Below are 20,211 nucleotides of genomic sequence, written 5' to 3' on the forward strand. Positions count from 1 at the left end.
TCTACAAGACACGTTACGCCTATGTGGCACGCCATGCCAGACTGGCATCCCGTCGACTAGGATTGGTTCAACCAGCCCACCCAAAGGAGGTGAAAATGTCCGCCCACCCCATACTCCGCCCCACCCTCGCCGAACGCCGCAAACAAGAAACCCGCATGGACATAGCCCGAACCGCCGCGCGGTTGTTCGCGGAACACGGAACCTCCGAGGTGACGGCGGAGCAGATCGCCTCCGAATCGGGCGTGGCCCTGCGCACCTTCTACCGCTACGCCCGCACCAAGGAGGAAGCGGTAGAACCCCTCCTGGCCACCGGCGCCCAACGCTGGCTCGAGCTGGTAGCCGCCGGCCCCCGCCGCCTCCCCACCCTCTCCGAACTGGAAGCGGCCATCCAAACCTCCCTCACCTTCGACGGCGCCCTCGAAGACCTGGAAACCACCCGCGGCCTCATCCACGCCATGGACGACGACCCAGCCCTCCGCACCCTCTGGCACCGCATCAACCTGGAAGGCGAACGCGACCTACTCCGCGTCCTCACCGATTTGGCCGGTCCTACCGCGGACCCTTTGCAGCTCCGCCTCCTTGCGGCCGCCGCAGCGGGTGCCATCCGAATTGCCGTGGAACAGTGGGCATCCGACAACGCCCCGGCCACCGGCCCGGGCTCTCCGGCAGACTTGGCGGTACGTTCGCTCGGCGCCCTCGCGGGCGGTATCAGCGTCTGAAACGGCCTCTCACGCTGAGGGTCAGCGGCTGTCGGCTTCGGAGTCGGTCATGGCGGATTCGATCGTCCATTCGGCCCGAGCCAAAAGCTCGTCGAATGTAACGACTTCGGGTTGGACCAGTTCGCGGCGGTAGAGCTCGAAAGAACGCACCTTGTCCTGATTCTCGCCGCCGCTCTCGCCGTACAGACTCGCGAGATTGCCGATGACCAGATACGACCGCGGGCGCAATAGATAGGTGAACTTGCCAGGGATGTCACTGCCATCCGCGGCAGTATCGTTCAGTCGCTCGCCGATCTGTGTCACCGCGCGATGAACTGTTCCTTGGATCTGGACCACGCCGCCGGACAATTCGAATGACGGAGCCCAGCACCCGGAGCGGTAGGGCTCCCGGACTGGTTCGAGCAGTTCTTTCCGGTGCGTTTTGATCTCGGCGAAAACCATTGACTGGATACGGCCGGAAGTCCGGAGCAGTGCATCGGTGCGTTTTCCGACCGACGCGATCGAGTGGCCGGCGACCACCTGCTCCAGCTTGTCCGGACTCCACGAGGTCAACAACTGACCCGAGAGCGAGACGCCGAAGATCCAGGGATTCCTTTCGAAGAAATCCTGCCAGACCGCTTCGCATCCCTGATTCGGAAAGTTCGTCTTCCGCACTGCATCGAAATAGTCGTCATCCGTCATCAGTCGGCTGAAAGTCTCGACTTGTTTCCTACGGTTGGCCAACGCAACCACATCGGCGGCCGTGTCGTCGCTGCTGATCAGTGCTCGAAATACCTCGGGGTTCTTTCGATAGAGGTGCGCGAGCGACCGAACATCCGCTGTGGTTCCGCCCGCAGGGAAAGCGACATCCAGCCGCGGCTGCAGGTTCAGCTGCAGAGCATCATCGCCGAACGTGTCTCGGAGAATGTCCACCAGCTCGGCGGCGATCCCGGCGTCGAACTGCAGGGATTGGCTGCTCTTGCGATGAGACTCCCGATTCTTGGAGCCGAAGGTCGACAGGTGGAGCAGAGTGTCTCCACCGTCATCGGTGACCTTCTTGTGCTCGCAGTCAACGCCTTTGTCTACGTCATGTGCCTCGATCCGCTGCTGGCCCGGTGTCAGGCGGAGCACTCGTGCCATGTCAGCACGCCTCCTGGAAGCGTTCGAAGCGAATGCGTAGCCGGTCAGTGTCGGGCCGGTCTGAGGTGCGGGTCGGTAAGGCGATTTCTCCGCCGTTCAGCTGTTGAAACCCGTACTGGATGACGGGGCTTTCGTTCGACCCGAGCAGCTGAGGACTGATGTGAATGCGATAGTTCGGGTCGATCCCGAGCAGTGCTGTGTCGTAGGCACCATGGTGGATCTTGCACAGACTCAGGCCGTTATCGACAGTTGGAGTACCGTCCTCGTCCGGATCGGGAATGATGTGCGCCGCGTCCAGCAAACGCCCATGGTCCAGGCGGCAGACAGCGCATCGCGACTTGTAGGCGAGGAGTACCCGTGCGCGGAATTCCGGCTGGTGTAGTCGACGCTTCGTAATCTGGCTGACGTACTTCCGCTCGAGTGGGGTGGGACTCGATGGTTGTGCGATGTTCAGTAGGTCGGCGTCGAGTGCGATCAGGAACTGCCGCTTTTCCGTATCGTCCTCCACGACGTAGACCGGGCAGATAGGAACATAGACGCCCGGGGATAGCCTGCGAAGCAGGATGATGGGCAGCTCGAGCTCGTATGCCCGGCGTAGCTTCGCATTGTCGCCATCGACGGTGCCCTCTCGATAGGCATAGGCGAACAATGACCCGTCAAGGTCTTGATCGGTATAGGGGCCGTCAGGTGCGGACATGATCGATAGCGTGGCCTGCATATCCCTCGGGTTGCGGATGCCGCGACTTCGATCGATCAGCCGGTGCGTTGTTCCATCGAGATCGAAGTCCCAAAGTTGTTCGCGCGTCACGGTTCCCGATGCGCTGACGATCCCCTTGAGATGCTCGATGATCTGTCCCCTGAGGATCTTCTCCGCCCCGATACTCATGCTGAGAGCATGCCACCGGTGGTGCAGCTTGTCGATCTTGTTTGCGCGACCGTGTCTGTTGCAGTTTGCCTGTGGTGCAGTTGATCTGAGGGCGCTAGCGTGGGTTATGACTGCTGATCAGGATCCGCCGGTAATCCCGGGTGTTCGTCGAAGCTATGTGGAAGCGCGGGGTGCTCGATTCCACGTGACGGAGGCTGGGGAGGGGGAGCCGGTGTTGGCGTTGCATGGGTGGCCGCAGCATCACTATGTGTACCGGGATCTGTTGGGGAATCCGCCGGTGGGGATGCGGGTGATTGCGCCGGATCTGCCGGGGTACGGGTGGTCGGGGGCCGCGGGGCATCGGTGGGCCAAGGATGATGTGGCGAGTGATTTGTTTGCGCTGATGGATGCGCTCGGGTTGGAGGGGAAGACACTGCTGGTCGGGCATGACTGGGGTGGGTTCGTCGGGTTTCGGATGATTCTGCGGGAGCCTGAGCGGTTTCGGGGGTTCCTGGTCTGCAATATGGCGCATCCGTGGGCGCCGGCTGGTGTGGTGGCTCGGCAGTTCTGGCGGCTGTTGGCGTATCAGCCGTTGATGGCGAGTGTGGGGGTGCCGTTGCAGCAGCGGACGCGGTTCTTGGAGGCCCTTTTCGGGGCGGCTGCCAAGGGGGAGGGTCGGTTCGATCCGGAGACGATTGCGATCTTCGCGGATCGGTTCAAGGATCCGCGGGTTGCGCGGGCTGCGCGGGATACGTATCGGACGTTCCTGTTGCGGGAGGTGCCTGCGTCGATACGGAATCCGGAGCGCCGGCGGGCATCGGTGCCGGTGCGGGCGCTGTTCGGGAAAGACGATGCGGCGGTGCACTATTCGCTGGCCGCGGCGGAGACAACCAAGGCGGACGACTACACGCTCGAATTGGTGGACAGGTGCGGGCATTTCGTCGTCGACGAGCGGCCCGATCTGGTGCGGGCGCGGTTGATCGCGTTGGCGGCCGAGACCGAGTAGGCAGCTAGCTGATGGTGAACACCCAGGAGCCATTGCAGCCCGACGCAGGGGCCCAGCCGGGCTCGTAGCGCCAGGAGGTTTGTGCGCTGCCGGGGGTGTAGCTGATGTTCCATCCGCCGGTGGCGGTCGCGATGGGGTTGTCGTTGTAGTTCAAGGAGGACAACGTGTAAGGGCTGATGTCCCAGTCGACATCGCCGAGAATGCTGCTGTGGACGGTGATGTAGGCGGTGCCGGCCAACTGGTTGTCCACGTATAGGCAGGCGTTCGGATAGAGGTCGGCGTGCGCCGGCGCGGCCATGCCGGTTGCCGCGGTCGCGGTCGCGGCGGCTGCGAGTGCGATTCTGACTGCGGACGTCGGTCCCATGCTTTTCACCTTTGCGGCTCGATATCAATTGATTTGTGCTGGAACGGAAGTGCTCCGCAGAGGTAGTTGATCGTGGTGACCTTGAGGGTGGCTTAACGATTGCTTGGAGGTGTGGTTGGCCTCCGGCTCCAAAACGGGTGGCTGCCGGCCAGGAAACTGACTAAGGGAGGGGTGTTTTGGAGGGATAGGACAGTCAGGGGTGCCAGCGGGTTCGGCGGCGGTGGCGGATCGCCGCAGCTGCTTCGTCCGCGCACGCATCCAGACGTTGGAAGACGTCGGCCGCGGCGTACCGAAGGATGAACCACCCCTCGAGGGCGAGAGCGTTCTGCCGACGGCGATCATGTCGGAACGCTGCCGGGCTCGAATGGAACTCGCGTCCGTCGATCTCGACGATGGTGGACGAGCGTTCATCCACGAAGTCGCACGTGTACTGGCCGACTGGATGGTTCTGGAGTAGACGGATATTGCGCTCGAGCATGGCGCGGCCGAAAATCCGTTCCGGTTCCGAGGCGAAGCCTGCTGCGGCGGCTCTGAGGTGCGCGCGCAAGGCAGGCGAGCCGTGCAAGCCCGAACAGAGGTCGAGCAGATCCTGTGGTCGCACAGTATGACCGGCGTGATTGTCGATCAAAGCCTCGGCTTCGGACTTCGAGAGGACCCGGAGGCAATCCAGCAGAGTGCGGGCAACGGACGTCACCGGAAGGTCGGCTGTGAGGTCGACCCAGTCCGGCCGGAGGTCACGGCGGTAGAGATGCAACCAAGGTGGTGTCTTTCGGCGGATGGTGGTCGGAGCGGTCGCCTCGATCTGAGGCGGTTCGGGGAGCATTCCGGCCAGCCAGGCCGCGGTGCGGTGGCTCAGGACGGCGGACGGGAGCCAACTGATCACCGCGTGGCATTTCACGAGGGTGGTCGGCTCGACGGCGCAGTAGATCCCGGGAAGCAGTCGGGTCGAAGTGCCCTGGCGGCAGCGATAGTCGATGGTGCTGTCGGGTATGCCGTCGGCTCGGAGTTCGGCGCGGGTGCGGATCACTATCCGAGCGTGGCAGAGCTGGTGAGGTGACGGTCCACCTCCAACTGGGCGAACACCGCGAGCTGTGGACAACCCTGAGGGTGTGAAGAATGCCGGGCGGACTGGCGGTGACCTGGCGGTATCGGCGCGTATGAGGGGCGAGGTGGGGCTGCGGCGGATAGGGTGGCGGGGGCGATTCTGGACGGATGGCTAGAAATTGGTCAAGTGACCGACTAGTCTTCGGGCAACCTGAAATGGAACAGGTTCACTCTTTGGCGTCGAGCGGCTGGGTCGTGGTGGCGCGGTGAGGATTGTGAGGGTCTTATGAGTCTGTCCCGGCGGGCTGTGTTGGCTGGCGCTGCTGTTGGTGGCGTCGGGGCCAGTGTGGCGTTCGGTGCGAATATTGTTGGGGCGCAGCCCATCAAGCATCGGGAAGCTGGGGCGGGTTATCTGGTTGGCGTGGGGATCGCTGACATCACCGGTGCGCCTGCGGGCCAGGGGATGATGGGGTATTCGGAGGCTGATCAGATCACCACGGGGCTGTTGTCGCGGTGTTATGCGCGCGCCTATGTCGTGGTGGATCAGGCGACAGGGGATCGGGTGGTGTTCGTCAATACGGACAATGCCTGTTTGTTCCAGTCGGTGCATCTGGTGGTGATGCAGCAGTTGCAGCAGCGGTTCGGTGGGTTGTACACCGAGCGGAACGTCAACCTCAATGCGACGCACAATCACAACTCTTGTGGTGGGACCGCGCGGGAGTACGCGTATTCGCTAGCGGCCATGGGGTTTCAGCAGAACTCGTATGAGGCCGAGGTGAGCGGGATCGTCAAGGCGATCGTCAACGCGCACGAGAATTTGGCGCCGGGGGCGATCATGCTCGGGCGCGGGGAGTTGCATGACGCGAGCGTGAACCGGTCTCGGGGGGCGTTCGAGGACAATCCGGCCGAGGATAAGGCAGCGTTCCCGGATGCCATCGACCCGCAGCTCACGGTGTTGAAGTTCCGGCAGGGTGGCAAGGATGTCGGGGCGATCACCTGGTTCGCCACGCACGGGACCTCGATGACCGACCGGAACACGTTGATCTCGCAGGACAACAAGGGGTACGCCAGCTATCGCTGGGAGCACGACGAGATGGGGGTGCGGCATCTGGATGGGCCGCCCGCATTCGTGGCGGCGTTCCCGCAGACCAATGCCGGCGATATGACGCCGAATTTGTGGATCAAGAAGATGCACCCGTCGGGGCCCACCGAGGACAATCGCACCAACTGCGCGATGATCGGCGAGCGTCAGTATCAGGCGGGGCGGAAGGCTTTCGACGCCGCGGCGCCGATGAGCAGCACCGGCGTCGACTCGGTGCTGCATTACGTGGACCTGTCGGACACCGCGATCGACGGCGCGTACACCCCGGACGGGAAGCCCGCCCGTACCGCGCCCGCCATGATGGGCGCCGCGGCGATGGCGACCAGTACCGAGGACAACTGGAATTCGCAGCTGTCGTTCCTGCAAGAAGGTGACGCCAACCCGATGGTGGCGGCGCTCGGCGGATTGAACTCGCCGATCGAGGACTGGATGCGGGATGTGCAGTCGCCCAAGCTGATCCTCGCGCCGCTCGGCGTGCTGCCGCCGCGGCCGTGGGTGCCGCAGGTGGTGCCGCTGCAGTTGATGCGGATCGGCGATCTGGTGCTTGCGTCGGGGCCCGCGGAGTACACCGTCGTGTCGGGGCTGCGGATCCGGCGGCTGGTGGCGCGGGCGCTCAACGTTCCGCTGGAGAACGTGCTGCTGCAGGGTTACGCCAACGGGTACTGCGGGTACGTGACCACGCCGGAGGAGTACGCCAGCCAGCAGTACGAGGGCGGCGAGACGCTGTTCGGACGGTGGACGCTGTCGGCGCACATGCAGGAATTCGACCGGCTGGCAAAGGCTTTGGCGGCGCGCGTCGACCTCGGACGCGGACCCGCGCCGCTGGACTGGGCCTTCGGATTGCAGCCCAACCTGCTCGTCCCGGTCCCCGCCGACACCCCGCATGCCGGTCGTGCCTACGGCGACGTGCTGACCCAGCCGCAGGCGAACTACGCGGCGGGACAGACGGTTTCGGTGGAGTTCGTCGGAGCCCACCCGAACAACGACTTCCGGCTCGACGGCACCTACTTCGAGATCCAGCGGGGCAGCGGCGACGACTGGCGGCGCGTCTACGACGACAACGACTGGTGCACCGAGCTGCACTGGTCCCGCCCGGCCGGCCAGGACACCGCCTCCACCATCGCCATCCAGTGGACGGTGCCCGACAGCGCGCCCGCGGGCCGCTACCGCATCCAGTACACCGGTGACAGCCGCGACGGCGCCGGCGTCAACCATGAATTCACTGGCACAACAGCGGAATTCGTGATCGGCTGAGCCGATGTTCATCCGACCCGCCGAGCCCGCCGACGAGAAACTCCTCTGGGCGATGCTCTACGAAGCCTCCTACGCCCGTGACCAGGGCATGGACTCACCCGACCAACTTCGAGACGTGTCCGGACTCGGGCACTACGTCGAAGGATGGGGAGCCGCAGGCGATCTCGGCGTGGTCGGCGGCTTCGACGGAGTGCCGCTCGGCGCCGCCTGGCTGCGGTTGTTCAGCGCCGGGGACCCGGCCTTCGGCTACGTCGACGCCGACACTCCGGAACTGGCCATCGGTGTCGCGCCTGAGAGCCGTGGCACCGGACTCGGCACCGCGCTGATGACCGCGCTCATCGACGCCGCGCGGAAAGACTACGACGCCGTCTGTTTGAGTGTGCGGCAGGACAATCCGGCGCTCCGGCTCTACCAGCGCCTCGGATTCGTCGCGGTCGACGGCTCCGACAAGGTCAATCTCGCCGGAACCACCAGCATCACAATGGTTCTCCGCTTCCGCTGACATCTGTGCTGCCCGCCTGTGCCCCCCCGCGGAGAGCGTGCCCGATAGTGCGGTAAGACTTGTCCCCGGATTCGGCGTCAGCGACCCGGGCATCGGGTTCGCCCTCGCGGTCAAGTTCGCCCCCAGCGACGACGGCTGCTCGCGCGGCGCGGCGGACAGCGCTGCCGGGTACGGTCGGTCAGCCGACGATCGCCGGACCGCCGTGTCAGCCGGTCAGGGAAGTCCCAGCGCCCCGGTTGTTTCGTGGCGCCGCCACAGCCGCTGGGCGAGGCCACTCGCGGTGGCAGCGGCATCATCCGCGCCGTTGTTGCGACTCAACCCTTCGGCGCGAGGTCGAACGATAATCTCCCGGGCGCGAGGTAGTCGTCGCGGTCCAGCAGCATCCGGATCTCGGGCCGCGAGCCCTCTGGCAGGCGCTCCAGCTCCGCGTGCAGCGGGGTCACGAACGCCTCGCCGCGGGCCGTGATCAACGGCAGCCAGTTGTCGTGATGGTTGGGCACGAACACCTTCGGCCGCAGGGCCTCGATGTAGCTGCGCGGGTCGCGCAGCCCGTTGGTGAACTGGTTGTAGCCCTGCACCGCGCCGATGTGTACATCAGAGGTGGGCAGACCCCGCAGGACGTCGAGAACCTCCGGCGCCTTGTCCAGCAGCGGGCCGGAGGAATCGTGCCACGTCAGCACGAAATCGCCGAGCCGGAACTGGTAGAGCAGCACCCCGCCCTCCGGCGCGAGCAGGTTCCGGGCCAGGTGTCCGGCCTCGGATCGGCCCGGGGGATAGGCGCGGATATCGCACAGGCACGGCCTGGGCCGGATCGGTGCGGAGGCGTCGGGCCCCTCGTGGCGAGGCGTGCGGGCCGAGTGCAGGTGCCGGACGGCGGTCACCGACAGCCCCGGCGCGAGTTCGAAGTCGTAGCGGTCGCCGGGCGCCGACGCGTCGGAACCCAGTTCCCGGCAGGCCAATTCGGCCCCGCCGACCTGCTTGCGAGCGGTCGCGCAGTGCGAGGCCGTCCCGTGCACCACGGCCCCGCCGGCCGCGGCGATGGCCCCGGCGTCGGCGGCGTGGTCGAAATGCCCGTGCCCGATGAAGATCGCCGCGGGCTCGAGCGCCGCGACCTCCTCCGGCGTGGTCGGCACGTACCCGGCGGTGAGCCCGCGCGGCACCCAGGCGTCCAGCAGGAACACCACCCCGCCCATGGCCACCGCGAAACTGGCGCAGCCGAACCAGGACACGAGCACCCGGTCCGCGCGCACGGCCCCGCTGCCGGGGTCCACGGCGTCCGCGCCGAAGAAGCGCTGTCGTGCCGCGATCATCCGACTGTCGGCCACCGTTCCCCCTGTCTCCGTGGGTGGCGGACCGCGCTGTCCGCCGGGGAGCATTCTGCCCCGAACCGACCGGACTGTCACTCAACGGCTTCCATCGGGACACGGAAGCGGTTGCCGAGATCTTGCCGTTGCTCTGGGCTACCGCCAGGTGAATCCTGGAATCACACCGTGACGAAGTGGTGGGTGAATGTTCAGCGCGTTGTTAATCAATCGGCGTTGCATCGTATTCAGAGGTAGCTGAACGGAGGCTGCCCCGAGGGCAATTGGGGGCCCACCATGTACAACGACGTGCATGTGGCCGCGCAGGATCGCGAGGACCGCAAATACACGATGCGCATCAGCCGGTTGGCGATCGACAAGCTCGGCATCCGGCTCTACGACCGGGTCTCGGCGGTGCTGGCCGAACTCATCGCCAACTCCTACGACGCGGACGCCACCGAGGTCGAGGTGGTGCTGCCGTGGGGCGCGATGCTGGCCGGAACCATCAGGGCCGCCGACGAACCCGCCTACGAGATCGTGATATCCGACAACGGGCACGGCATGACCGCGGCCGAGGTCAACGAGCACTACCTGATGGTGGGCTCGGACCGGCGGGTCCGCACCGGCTCCGACCTGTCGCGCGAACGGCGGCGTCCGGTCATGGGGCGCAAGGGAATCGGGAAACTGGCCGCCTTCGGCATCTGCCGCACCATCGAGGTGATCACCGCGGGCAGCCGCGACGACGACCGAACCCCGATGGGCTGGACCGTCTCCCACATCGTCATGGACCTCGACGACATGCTCTGCGACACCGAGAGCGACTACTTCCCGCGCCCGGGCGCCCTCGACGGCACGGTCACGGCCACCCGCGGCACCACGATCATCCTGCGCAACTTCTTTCGGAAAAGGGTGAATTCGGGAACCGAACTGAATCGGCAACTGGCCGCGCGTTTCGGGATCGAACGCCAGGACTGGCGGGTGGAGGTCCGCAACGCCATCGGCCGGGAGAGCTTCGTGCTCAGCCGCCTGCCGATCGACGTCATGGAGGAGACCCGCATCGATGTCAGCCGCGTCCCGGTCCGCTTCGGCCGGCAATATCTGCCGGTGACCGGCTGGATCGCCTATTCGAAACAGCCCTACCGGGACGAGGCCATGGCCGGGGTGCGCATTTACGCGCGCGGCAAGATCGTCGCCCAGACCCGGGATTTCGGTATTTCCTCCGGATTCACCGGCGAATTCAAACTGCGCTCCTACCTGGTCGGCGCGATCGACGTGGACTGGCTCGACGATGACGACGACCTGGTCCGCTCCGACCGCCAGGACATCATCTGGAACTCCCCGCGCGGCGAGGCCCTCGCCGAGTGGGGACAGGCCCTGATCAAGGAGATCGGCCGGCTCGGCGAGAAATCCATTCGCCGCCGGGTCTGGGAGGAATTCGTGGAACGCTCCCGTATCCACGAGACCCTCGACGCGATCGCCCCCGGGGACCGCCTGTTCCGTGACTCGGTGCTGGACGCGGCGCGAATCCTGGTCGCGCACAAGGACAGAGCCTCGCTCGACGATCCCGCGCACCTGGAGAACATGCTGCGGCTGGCGCTGTCGCTGGGCCCGCAGCGCAGCCTGCTCGACACCCTCAAGGAGATCGCCGAGGACGCCGACCCCGCGCTGGACGTGGTGGTCGCGCTCTTCGAACGCGCCCGCGTCGCCGAGATCTACTCGCTGGGCCAGATCGCCAGCGAACGGGTCGCCGTGGTGGATCGGTTGCGCTCGCTCATCGACGACCGCCGTTCCCTGGAACGGCCCTTCCAGGAGCTGATCGAATCCGCGCCCTGGCTGCTCGCCCCCGAATGGACCCCGCTGGGCATGAACGAATCCCTCAAACGCGTGCGCGCCAGCTTCGAACGCTGGTACGCACAGAAATTCGGGACGCCGCTGGTGACCACCACGATCGGCAGCGAGAAACGCGAACCCGATTTCGTGCTGCTGCACGACTCCGGCGAACTGTGGATCGTCGAGATCAAGCGCATGGACTACCACCTCACCGACGAGGAGTACAACCGCGCGGTCAACTACCTCTACGAACTCGACCACTTCCTCGACGAGAACCCGCGCATCGGTGCGCAATTCCCGCGCCGGCGGCTCACTTTCATCGTGGACCACATCGATCGCCTCGGCCCGGCATCACTGTCCTCGCTGGTCAGTGACCAGCGCGTGGATCGCCGCACCTGGCGCGAACTGCTCGACGCCACCCTGCGCGCGCACCGCGACTTCCTCGAACGGGTGTACGCCATGCGTGTTTCCGAGCCGCCGGGCGACGCGGCCTCGAATACGAGAGCGGGCTGAGCGGCCACCGCGCCGCACCGCCGCACCGGGCCGGATGGGCGCGACCCGGGTGAGGCGGTGGTGCGAGGTGCGGGAAATGCGGGTGTCCGGGTCGCGGGGAAGGGCCGGCCCGGACACCCGCTCCGGCGTGCCGCGAAACGCGTTGCGCGCGTGCGGGTCCGCGCCCGCCCGGGATTGTCGGAGGTACCGCTGATACGCGGCGGCTCCGGTTCCCGATAACGGTGCAAGGGAGCGCGGGCGGAGCGCAGTCGCATCGGGGCTGGCCAGAGCGCGTGACCACCCGCGATAGCCGCGGCCGTGACACCATGGACCGCGGCGCGCGGGGGGACGTGATTGTCCGGTCGGTTCGAGAAGGTTCGGTAATGGTGCACGGCACGGTGAAGTGGTTCGACAGTGAGAAGGGGTTCGGGTTCCTGACCCCGGACGTCGACGGCCCGGAGGTATTCGTGGAATACACCGCGCTATCCGGCGCCGGATTCCGGTCGCTGGCCGAGGGGCAGCGCGTCGAATTCGAGGTGCGCGGCACCAAGCCGGGGCCGGAGGCGGTGGCCGTGCGGGTCATCGCGGGAGCCGACTACTGACCTCCGCTCGCGCCTCGGGCAGCTGGATGCGGCGAACGCCGGCTGCCTTGGCTCGGATGGCAGCCCACCGTTCTGCCTGGCGCTCACCGCGCGTCGAGGACCGCCGCCGCAGCGGCGTCGGTGCGATCCGGCTTCAGCCGACCTCGAGCGGCAGCGACTCGTCGGAGACCTGGCGGGCGAAGCCGTGCGTGTCCGCTGTGGCGATTATGAACTGCCGGTCGGGAACGGGCTCGACAGACTGCAGCCGCCCTGTGCGACAGGGGTGTCCGGCGTGCTGCCGGGCAGGGCTGCCTCGACGTCGACGGCGAGCGTCTTCGTGGACTTACCGTCGTCGACCGTGATGACGTGGTGCCCCGCCGTCGCCGGGACCCACTCCACGACTGCGGCGAAGGTCTCGCCCAGTATCGAATTGAAGTGTGCCGCCGACTTTCCGATGCACTGGCCATTGTCATAGAAGGCCATCATCGATTCGGGGTCGGATCCCGCCGTGATGCGGTAGTCGGTTCCGACGTAATAGGTTTGCGCCGGCGTCTCGAATTTTACCCACGTGACGGCGGCGGATGCGGTAGGTGCGGCGCCCGTGACGATGGCGACCGTCGCGGCCAATCCGGTGATGCCACAGCCGATTCGGCGGCCATGGCGGGTGCTTGTGATCATCGTTCTCCTGTCTAGAACCCGAGGTTCCGGGCCAGGAGAAGCTATCGCTCGACCTAAGTGAAACGTATGGATTTCAACATCTGGGGGTGACCCAATCTGGGGCGGTCACCGGGGGCCGGTCCAGAGCCGCAGCTCGCCCCTGAACCGGCCGGCCGGCGCGGGCGATGCCCGGAGGATTCTCTCAGCCCCGCACTCGGCGTCGGAAGAACTCGGCTGAGCGGGCCTGTGCGTGTTCCCGCCGGGCCGGATCCACCTTCGCGAACTCCAGGGCGGCCCGCTCGAACTCGGCTGAGATGAACTCGGCGATCGGTGCGGGCACCTCCCCGGAACCCATTTCACGCGTGCGTGACTTCAATTCCGTCAATTCCCGGACGGAATCCACGAAATCACTGCTCAGCTCACATTCGCCGAGCAGGGTCGGCAAATGCATGGGAGCAACCGCATTGTCCGGATGCTCGTGTAGCCACCGCAATGCCATTGCGGGATGCAAAGAGTAGAACACCTTTTTCAACGATCGCTTGGAATCGAAGAGACGCCATTGCCGGCGGCCCAGATGCAGGTAATGTCGAGCCACCCGATCCCGGTCGGCGATTTCGTCCGCCAGCGCGCGCAATTCGTCCCGGAATCCGCTGTCGCCGCGATACACGATCGGCGACATCAGCCATTCGATGAGCACCGCGTTGCCGTTCACCAGCAGGCGCAGCGCCTTCACCAGATCCCATCCGTTGACATCCAACAGACCTGCCAAGGGCGTCTCGATGACGTCGCGGCCGGGCCACGGCGTCAGGTAGTCGTCGATCGGCCGGAGGTAGACGAAACGGCAGTCGTAGTCCGAGTCGGGTGACGGGAATCCCCAGGCGCGGCTGCCGCTCTCGATGGCGAGCAGCACGTCGACGCGGTGTTCGCGCGCGATCCGGTCGAGTTCGCCGTCGATCGTGGCGACCACCGCCGGGTCCATGGATGCGGGGATCGAGCGCAGGGTCATGGCAGGCGACGGTAGCGCCCGCGATCACGCTGGTCCATGAGTTTTCCGCGCGCCCGCGCCCCCAGAAATGGGGGCGTGATAGGTGCGTTATATGGCGGGAATTCGACACCATATGAACGAGGCCACAGAATTCCGAACCCGTGACGCCGGTCACATCGCGTAAATCCCCCGTAACGTCCGGCGAAATCGGCCCGATAGGCTCCACGTCAGAAAGTTCGTACGGATTTCAGAAGAGGTATTCCCATGATCCCCGTTATCATTGACACCGGTTCCGCTGCTCTCAGTGGCCTGCTCGACACCGGCTCGGCCGCGCTGCACGGCATCCTGAACACCCTGTGGACCGGTTCTTTCGGTCGCTAAGGACTGCTGACGTCGTTCAATCGACTTTCGAAAGCCCGGCCTCGGACTCCGTAGCTCCGACGCCGGGCTTTCGGGTTTTCATGCGCTGAAGATCGGCGGAAAGTGGCGCCCGAATTTTCGTGTGGACGTGGGCGCGGCAACCCCCCGACCTGGACGGTTGCCCAATATTGCGGTCGCCGGTCCGATGCCGTCCACCGAGACAGCGGCCGGAATCACACTGGCCCGCCGAAGCCGTACCGCGCGGCCGGTTCCGGTCGGCGCCGGTCGCGGCCACGCCGAAACCCGCAGTTCACGGCTGTGATGGCGGTTGCCTACCAGGCGGTACAGCGCCGCGAATCCCAGCCCACTAAGCTGACGCCCGTAAATCCCGGATCCCATCCTCAGGAGTACCCCACCGTGAGCCAAGCAGGCCGTCCTGTTGTTCTGATCGCCGACAAGCTCGCCCAGTCGACCGTCGACGCGCTGGGCTCCGATGTCGAGGTGCGCTGGGTCGATGGCCCCAACCGCCCCGAGCTGCTGGCCGCCGTGCCGGAAGCCGATGCGCTGCTGGTCCGTTCGGCCACCACCGTCGACGCCGAGGTGCTCGAGGCGGGCAAGAACCTCAAGATCGTCGCGCGCGCCGGCGTCGGCCTCGACAATGTCGATGTGCCCGCGGCCACCGAGCGCGGCGTCATGGTCGTCAACGCGCCGACCTCCAACATCCACACCGCCGCCGAGCACGCCGTCTCGCTGCTGCTCTCGGCCGCGCGCCAGATCCCGGCCGCCGACGCCACCCTGCGCGAGCACACCTGGCAGCGCAGCAAGTTCAACGGTGTCGAGATCTTCGGCAAGACCGTCGGCGTCATCGGCCTGGGTCGCATCGGCCAGCTGTTCGCGCAGCGTCTCGCCGCCTTCGAGACCAAGATCGTCGCGTACGACCCCTACACCTCCCCGGCCCGCGCCGCCCAGCTGGGCATCGAGCTGCTGACCCTGGACGAGGTGCTCGAGCGCGCCGACTTCATCTCCATTCACCTGCCCAAGACTCCTGAGACCAAGGGCATGCTGAACAAGGAGACCCTGGCCAAGACCAAGAAGGGCGTCATCATCGTCAACGCCGCCCGCGGCGGTCTGATCGACGAGCAGGCCCTGGCCGACGCCATCACCTCCGGCCACGTGCGCGGCGCCGGCATCGACGTGTTCGAGACCGAGCCGTCCACCGACAGCCCGCTGTTCGAGCTGCCGCAGGTCGTCGTCACCCCGCACCTGGGCGCCTCCACCGCCGAGGCCCAGGACCGCGCCGGCACCGATGTCGCCAAGTCCGTGCAGCTGGCCCTCGCGGGCGAGTTCGTGCCCGGCGCGGTGAACGTCACCGGTGGCGCGGTCAACGAGATCGTCGCCCCGTGGCTGGACATCGTCCGCAAGCAGGGCGCGCTGCTGGGCGCCCTCGCCGACGAGCTGCCGGTCTCCATCGAGGTCCAGGTGCGCGGCGAGCTGTCCTCGGAAGACGTTGCGGTGCTGGAGCTTTCGGCGCTGCGCGGCGTGTTCTCGGCTCTGATCGAGGACTCGGTGACCTTCGTCAACGCCCCGTCGCTGGCCAAGGAGCGGGGCCTCGAGGCCACCGTCACCACCCACAGCGAGTCCCCGACCCACCGCAGCCTGGTGGACCTGCGCGCCGTGTTCGGCGACGGCCGCACCCTGAACGTGGCCGGTACCCTGACCGAGCCCGCCCAGGTCGAGAAGATCGTCAACATCAACGGCCGCAACTACGACATGCGCGCCGAGGGCCTGAACTTGGCCGTCCTCGCCTACGAGGACAAGCCGGGTCAGCTCGGCCGCCTGGCCACCAAGCTCGGCGACGCGGGCATCGACATCCTGGCCGCCCAGCTCACCCAGGACCTGAGCGACGAGGGCGCCACCGTCGTCCTTCGCGTCAACAAGGAGGTCCCGGCCGACATCCAGGCCGCCATCGCCGAGGCCGTCGGCGCCGCCAAGGTCGCCCTGGTCAGCCTCGACTAGTAGATCTCGCGCAACGCGATACGGGCCCCCTCCACGGAAAGTGGAGGGGGCCCGGTGCGTTCGGTGGGGTGGGTGACCGCCGTCAGCGGCGATCGCGGGCTTCGACCGCGTCGCGCGCCTCGACCAGACTGGCCGTCGGATCCTGCTCGCGGTACGCCTTGATGGCGTGGATCTTCTTGCCGCGCAGCAAATGCTCGTCGATCGCGGTGTAGTCGATGGCGCTGTCGGGATCGTCGATGCCGAGATGTTCGAGGATCAGATCGATCTTGCGTTCCAGACGGCGGAGTTTGCGCTCGAGACGGAGATTGTCGAACATCCTCCCGACACTACCGGCGCGATCCGCCGATCGAGAGCTTCGCGCGACCGCGTCGATCCCACTGGTTGGGAGCGATTCGCCCTGGTGAAAGGGGTCATGGCGGCACCCGCTATGGTGGCCGGGACTCTCCTGTCAGCGCGGAGAGGACCACCCGCGCGTTATCGAAACGGAGCATGGATTTCATGAAACTCGCTGTCATTCCGGGCGACGGTATCGGCCCCGAGGTCATCGCCGAGGCCCTCAAGGTGCTCGATGTGGTGGTGCCCGGTGTCGAGAAGACCGCATACGACCTGGGAGCCAAGCGGTTCCATGCCACCGGCGAGATCCTCCCGGAGAACGTGATCCCGGAGCTCAAGCAGCACGACGCCATCCTGCTGGGCGCCATCGGCGACCCGTCGGTGCAGTCCGGCCTGCTCGAGCGCGGCCTGCTGCTGCGCACCCGCTTCGAGCTGGACCACCACGTGAACCTGCGCCCCTCGAAGCTGTACCCGGGCGTCACCAGCCCGCTGGCCTCGAACCCGGACATCGACTTCGTGGTCGTGCGTGAGGGCACCGAGGGTCCGTACACCGGCACCGGCGGCGCGATCCGCGTCAACACCCCGCACGAGGTGGCCACCGAGGTCTCCACCAACACCCGCTTCGGCGTCGAGCGCGTGGTCCGCTACGCCTTCGAGACCGCCCGCAAGCGCCGCAAGCACCTGACCCTGGTGCACAAGAACAACGTGCTGGCCTTCGCCGGTTCGCTGTGGTCGCGCACCGTGGCCGAGGTCGGTGCCGAGTACCCGGACATCGAGACCGCCTACCAGCACATCGATGCCGCCACCATCCACATGGTCACCGACCCGGGCCGCTTCGACGTGATCGTCACCGACAACCTGTTCGGCGACATCATCACCGACCTGGCCGCCGCCGTTTCCGGTGGCATCGGCCTGGCCGCCTCGGGCAATATCGACGCCTCGGGCACCAACCCGTCGATGTTCGAGCCGGTCCACGGTTCGGCCCCCGACATCGCGGGCCAGTCCAAGGCCGACCCGACCGCCGCGATCCTGTCGGTGTCGCTCCTGCTGAACCACCTCGGCAAGACCGAGGAGGCCGCCCGCATCGAGGCCGCCGTCGCCAAGGACCTGGCCTCGCGCTCGGGCGCCGCCTCGACCGTCGAGGTCGGCGACCGGATCGCCGCGTCGCTCTAGGGTTTACACGCCGCCGATGACGACCGAAGCCCCCGTTCCGCAACCGCGGAACGGGGGCTTCGTCGTCGTGCCGGAGCCTCTCCGGAGTGTCATCCTGGAGGGGATTCGGTGAAATCAACTGGGCCAGTGGGGCGTTTCGTCCGGATAGTGAGGCGTATCGCACAAATGCATTCGGATGCGAAAACGTAACGGGCGCAGGTCTTCCTGATTTGCCGCGAATCAGCCGCTACCGGGAACCCCTGGGTACCAACGGGACTGCCGCCAGTGCGATCAGCGACGTCAGCAGGTAGGTGATCGGAAAACCGGCCGCCGTGATCAGCGCGCCGAAGGCCGGGGCGATCGCCGCCGCCGCCAGATTCTGGCCCGTGTTCTGGATCCCCAGCCCGCGACCCGACCAATACGGTCCCGCGATCTCGGCCACCGCCGTGAAGGCCAGGCCATTGTCGGCCACCGTGATGACCGAGGCCGCGATCAGGATCGGGATCGCCGCCCACCACTGCTGCGTCCAAGCCGCTACGGCCAAGGCGGACAGGGAGATTACCGCCGCCACCGCCACCGTGCGCAGCGGCCGCAGGCGGCTGCCGACCCGGTCCGACCACGCACCCGCGCCGATCCGCCCGGCCGCGCCCAGGATCTGGGTCACCGTCACCAGCGCGCCCGCCGCGGGCAGCGACAGGCCCACATCGCGGTGCAGCCACAACAGACCGAACGTCCAGATGGTGGCCTGGGGGATGACCAGCAGCACCGACACCACGTGGATGCGCAGCAGCGTGGAGTCCCCGCGGTACGGATTCGCGGGACGTCCTGAGCCCCCGGCGGATTCGGGTCGCGGCGGATCCACAATCCCGGCCAGGCAGCCGATCGCGGCCGCGCCCGCCATCACCGCGGGCACCAGCACCGCCATCGAGAACCCGTGTGCCGCAGCGATGGCCGGGATCGCCAGCGCCCCGATCGCCACGCCCAGCGGCTGTGCGGTCTGCCGGATGCCCATGGCCAGCCCGCGCTGATCGGTCGGGAACCAGCCCACGATGACCCGCCCGCTGGCGCCGTTGGTGCTGCCCGCGCCGGCCCCGGCCAGGAACAGCAAGGCCCCCAGCGCAACGTAGTTCGAGACGGCTGCGGCGGCCAGGCCGGCCGCGAACATGACCACCGGACCGGCCACCAGCGCCTTGCGCTCGCCGACCTGATCGACCACCCAGCCCCACGCAATCAGCGTGCAGCACAGGCCGACCAGGGGCATGGCCACCAGCAGACCGGCGGTGGCCAGCGGCATTCCGCGCTGGGTCAGCGCGGGCAGCAGGAAGGCGGCGCCGTTCACCATCACGGCGCTGGCGGTCTGGGCGAAGACGCCGAGGCCCAGCATGGTCCACCGTCGTGTCGTGCCCATCTCCGTCACGGTGGTCATGGCCTCACCTCGTGTCTCACTATATGGAATCGATGTCCTACAGTTTGAACATCCGGCCTTACGGTACACCTGGGGCGCAAGACGATTTCCGGGGCGAGCTGTCTATTTGCTCACATCTGGGCGTTGATCTTGTGAGTCCCGCGGGCCGGTCCGAGATCGCTTGCGTGTAAGGGCATTCCACATTCGGTCCGGGGCGCTGCGGGCCGGTATGCCCACCCGGTCCGGGGCCCTCGCGGGCATCCCCGCCGCCGCCGTGCCCCCGCCCGGTCCCGCCCCGCGGTCGGGCGCGTTCGGGCAGGTCGAAGCCGGTCGATAGGATGCCAACCATGCGCCTAGGTCGAGTTGCCAGCCCAGATGGAGTCGCTTTCGTCAGCATCGAAGGGGACGGCTCCGACGCCGTCGCCCGAGAAATCGCCGAACACCCGTTCGGTACCCCGACCTTCACCGGTCGCAGCTGGCCGCTGGCCGATGTGCGCCTGCTGGCCCCCATTCTGGCCAGCAAGGTGATCTGCATCGGCAAGAACTACGCCGCGCACGCCGAGGAGATGGGCGGCCCGGCCCCGGCCGACCCGGTCATCTTCATGAAGCCCAGCACCTCGATCCAGAGCCCCAACGCCCCGATCACCCTGCCGCCCAGCTCTTCTCAGGTGGACTACGAGGGCGAACTGGCGATCGTGATCGGCCGCCCCTGCAAGGACGTGCCCGCCGCCCGTGCCAACGAGGTCATCCTGGGCTACACCGTCGCCAACGACGTCACCGCCCGTGACCAGCAGCGACACGACGGCCAGTGGACCCGCGCCAAGGGCTACGACACCTTCTGCCCGCTCGGCCCGTGGATCGAGACCGCCCTGGACCCTTCGGATCTGGAGATCGTCACCGAGGTCGACGGCCAGGTGAAACAGCGCAGTCGCACTTCACTTCTGCTGCACGATATTCCGAAGCTCATCGAGTGGGTCACCACCGTAATGACCTTGCTGCCTGGCGATGTCATCCTCACCGGCACCCCCGAGGGCGTCGGGCCGCTGCAGGCCGGTCAGACCGTGTCGGTGACCGTGTCCGGTATCGGCACCCTGTCCAATCCCGTTGCCGCCAAGCGCTGAACG

Annotated in this window: 18 protein-coding genes; 9 read left to right on the forward strand and 9 right to left on the reverse strand. The window is 66.7% G+C overall.

All coding sequences use genetic code 11. The features are described 5' to 3' along the window. The first annotated feature begins 95 nt into the window (after positions 1-95). The gene (locus ACFRAQ_RS20165; protein WP_379101661.1) at positions 96-719 is read left to right on the forward strand and encodes a TetR/AcrR family transcriptional regulator; all 624 of its coding nucleotides are present in this window, start codon (positions 96-98) and stop codon (positions 717-719) included. A 21-nt stretch (positions 720-740) separates the two neighbouring features. Here ACFRAQ_RS20165 and ACFRAQ_RS20170 read toward each other — a convergent pair whose 3' ends face one another. Both ACFRAQ_RS20170 and ACFRAQ_RS20175 read right to left on the reverse strand, forming a co-directional pair. Then, on the reverse strand, positions 741-1,838 hold the full coding sequence (locus tag ACFRAQ_RS20170) for a Shedu immune nuclease family protein (RefSeq protein ID WP_379101663.1): 1,098 nt from the start codon (positions 1,836-1,838) through the stop codon (positions 741-743). Between the two features lies 1 nt (position 1,839). After that, positions 1,840-2,724 (reverse strand): HNH endonuclease, encoded by an 885-nt coding sequence (locus tag ACFRAQ_RS20175; protein WP_379101666.1) that lies wholly within the window; start codon positions 2,722-2,724, stop codon positions 1,840-1,842. Positions 2,725-2,830: 106 nt separating this feature from the next. Here ACFRAQ_RS20175 and ACFRAQ_RS20180 point away from each other — a divergent pair, with 106 nt between their 5' ends. Next, the gene (locus ACFRAQ_RS20180; protein WP_379101668.1) at positions 2,831-3,709 is read left to right on the forward strand and encodes an alpha/beta fold hydrolase; all 879 of its coding nucleotides are present in this window, start codon (positions 2,831-2,833) and stop codon (positions 3,707-3,709) included. A gap of 4 nt (positions 3,710-3,713) precedes the next feature. Here ACFRAQ_RS20180 and ACFRAQ_RS20185 read toward each other — a convergent pair whose 3' ends face one another. Together ACFRAQ_RS20185 and ACFRAQ_RS20190 are read right to left on the reverse strand one after the other, a co-directional pair. After that, the gene (locus tag ACFRAQ_RS20185) at positions 3,714-4,073 is read right to left on the reverse strand and encodes a hypothetical protein (RefSeq protein WP_379101670.1); all 360 of its coding nucleotides are present in this window, start codon (positions 4,071-4,073) and stop codon (positions 3,714-3,716) included. 193 nt (positions 4,074-4,266) lie between these two features. Next, entirely contained in the window at positions 4,267-5,100 is an 834-nt protein-coding gene (locus tag ACFRAQ_RS20190) for a DUF559 domain-containing protein (protein ID WP_379101672.1), read from the reverse strand. A gap of 303 nt (positions 5,101-5,403) precedes the next feature. Between ACFRAQ_RS20190 and ACFRAQ_RS20195 the strand changes: the two genes are divergently transcribed. Then, positions 5,404-7,473, forward strand: coding sequence for a neutral/alkaline ceramidase (locus ACFRAQ_RS20195; protein ID WP_379101674.1), 2,070 nt, complete (start codon positions 5,404-5,406; stop codon positions 7,471-7,473). A 4-nt stretch (positions 7,474-7,477) separates the two neighbouring features. Next, positions 7,478-7,975, forward strand: a complete 498-nt coding sequence (locus ACFRAQ_RS20200; protein ID WP_379101676.1) for a GNAT family N-acetyltransferase — start codon at positions 7,478-7,480, stop codon at positions 7,973-7,975. 314 nt (positions 7,976-8,289) lie between these two features. On the opposite strand, the gene ACFRAQ_RS20205 is transcribed toward ACFRAQ_RS20200, so the two are convergent. After that, positions 8,290-9,300 (reverse strand): MBL fold metallo-hydrolase, encoded by a 1,011-nt coding sequence (locus ACFRAQ_RS20205; protein ID WP_379101678.1) that lies wholly within the window; start codon positions 9,298-9,300, stop codon positions 8,290-8,292. Between the two features lie 273 nt (positions 9,301-9,573). Here ACFRAQ_RS20205 and ACFRAQ_RS20210 point away from each other — a divergent pair, with 273 nt between their 5' ends. Both ACFRAQ_RS20210 and ACFRAQ_RS20215 read left to right on the forward strand, forming a co-directional pair. After that, positions 9,574-11,619: an ATP-binding protein gene (locus ACFRAQ_RS20210; protein ID WP_379101680.1), complete on the forward strand. Its 2,046-nt coding sequence runs from the start codon at positions 9,574-9,576 to the stop codon at positions 11,617-11,619. Positions 11,620-11,981: 362 nt separating this feature from the next. Continuing rightward, positions 11,982-12,200 carry a cold-shock protein gene (locus ACFRAQ_RS20215; RefSeq protein WP_379101683.1) on the forward strand — a complete coding sequence of 73 codons (219 nt, stop codon included), beginning with the start codon at positions 11,982-11,984 and terminating at the stop codon, positions 12,198-12,200. Between the two features lie 204 nt (positions 12,201-12,404). Here the strand turns inward: ACFRAQ_RS20215 and ACFRAQ_RS20220 are convergent, their stop codons facing one another. Further along, a complete protein-coding gene (locus ACFRAQ_RS20220) occupies positions 12,405-12,857 on the reverse strand; it encodes a hypothetical protein (protein ID WP_379101685.1) in 453 nt (150 codons plus the stop codon). Positions 12,858-13,038: 181 nt separating this feature from the next. Next, complete coding sequence (locus ACFRAQ_RS20225; protein ID WP_379101687.1) at positions 13,039-13,842, reverse strand: DNA polymerase beta superfamily protein; 804 nt, start codon at positions 13,840-13,842, stop codon at positions 13,039-13,041. A gap of 756 nt (positions 13,843-14,598) precedes the next feature. On the opposite strand from ACFRAQ_RS20225, the gene serA reads away from it, so the two are divergent. Continuing rightward, positions 14,599-16,197, forward strand: a complete 1,599-nt coding sequence (serA, locus tag ACFRAQ_RS20230; RefSeq protein WP_379101690.1) for a phosphoglycerate dehydrogenase — start codon at positions 14,599-14,601, stop codon at positions 16,195-16,197. 82 nt (positions 16,198-16,279) lie between these two features. Here serA and ACFRAQ_RS20235 read toward each other — a convergent pair whose 3' ends face one another. Continuing rightward, entirely contained in the window at positions 16,280-16,513 is a 234-nt protein-coding gene (locus ACFRAQ_RS20235) for a hypothetical protein (RefSeq protein WP_357279213.1), read from the reverse strand. A 182-nt stretch (positions 16,514-16,695) separates the two neighbouring features. On the opposite strand from ACFRAQ_RS20235, the gene ACFRAQ_RS20240 reads away from it, so the two are divergent. Next, the gene (locus tag ACFRAQ_RS20240) at positions 16,696-17,703 is read left to right on the forward strand and encodes a 3-isopropylmalate dehydrogenase (RefSeq protein WP_357097590.1); all 1,008 of its coding nucleotides are present in this window, start codon (positions 16,696-16,698) and stop codon (positions 17,701-17,703) included. A 226-nt stretch (positions 17,704-17,929) separates the two neighbouring features. On the opposite strand, the gene ACFRAQ_RS20245 is transcribed toward ACFRAQ_RS20240, so the two are convergent. Continuing rightward, complete coding sequence (locus ACFRAQ_RS20245; RefSeq protein WP_379101694.1) at positions 17,930-19,108, reverse strand: MFS transporter; 1,179 nt, start codon at positions 19,106-19,108, stop codon at positions 17,930-17,932. A 326-nt stretch (positions 19,109-19,434) separates the two neighbouring features. On the opposite strand from ACFRAQ_RS20245, the gene ACFRAQ_RS20250 reads away from it, so the two are divergent. Then, positions 19,435-20,208 carry a fumarylacetoacetate hydrolase family protein gene (locus ACFRAQ_RS20250; protein WP_379101696.1) on the forward strand — a complete coding sequence of 258 codons (774 nt, stop codon included), beginning with the start codon at positions 19,435-19,437 and terminating at the stop codon, positions 20,206-20,208. Positions 20,209-20,211: the final 3 nt, after the last annotated feature.

The organism is Nocardia sp. NPDC056611, assembly GCF_042792755.1.
Classification (GTDB): Bacteria; Actinomycetota; Actinomycetes; order Mycobacteriales; family Mycobacteriaceae; genus Nocardia.